Annotated in this window: 1 protein-coding gene; it reads left to right on the top strand. The window is 61.8% G+C overall.

Annotated features, from left to right (window positions below; translation table 11 throughout):
- Window positions 1-19: 19 nt before the first annotated feature.
- The coding region (locus IVB01_RS19510) for an IS630 family transposase (RefSeq protein WP_247494763.1) at window positions 20-699 on the top strand (680 nt) is incomplete at its 3' end.

Here is a 699-nt window from a genome sequence, read left to right as displayed (position 1 = left end):
GAGCGACTGCTTCGCAGGCATGGCGTCGAAGCCGACAAGTCGATGCTCTCGCGCTTCTTTGCCGGTGAGGGCATCAGCTTCAAAAAAAACCGTGCACGCCAGCGAACAGGATCGTCCCGACGTCGTTGAGCGCCGACAAGCGTGGCGGTGCGCGCAAACCAGCCTTGGCGGTCGGCTCATCTTCCTCGACGAGACCTGGACGACGCCGGCGATGACGCGTCGTTACGCCTGGGCCAATGTCGGCACACGCGCCTTGGGCCATGCGCCGCACGGACATTGGAAGACGACGACGTTCCTTGCCGGCCTGACCTGCGAGGGGCTGATAGCGCCGTTTGTGCTCGACGGGCCGATCAACGCCGAGTGCTTCTTCGCCTATGTCGAGCAAGTCCTCGTCCCCGCGCTGCGCGAAGGCGACACGGTGATCCTCGACAATTTGTCGAGCCATAAGAATGAAGCGGCCGCGCGTCTCATCGCCGGTGCCGGTGCGCGGCTCCTGTTCCTGCCGCCCTACAGCCCCGATCTCAATCCGATCGAGATGGCCTTCGCCAAACTCAAGGAACTTTGCGGCAAGCCCAAGCTAAAACCGTCGATGCCCTCTGGGACCTCATCGGCCGCACTCTCTGCCTCTTTACCCCTGAAGAATGCGCCAACTACATCCGTGATTGCGGGTATAATCCGCTTTGATCGCAACTCGCTCTA

It is taken from the genome of Bradyrhizobium sp. 164, from assembly GCF_023073715.1.
In the GTDB taxonomy this organism is placed as follows: domain Bacteria; phylum Pseudomonadota; class Alphaproteobacteria; order Rhizobiales; family Xanthobacteraceae; genus Bradyrhizobium.
Note: the sequence above shows the minus strand (reverse complement) of the source record. Positions and strands in the feature narration are given on the sequence as shown.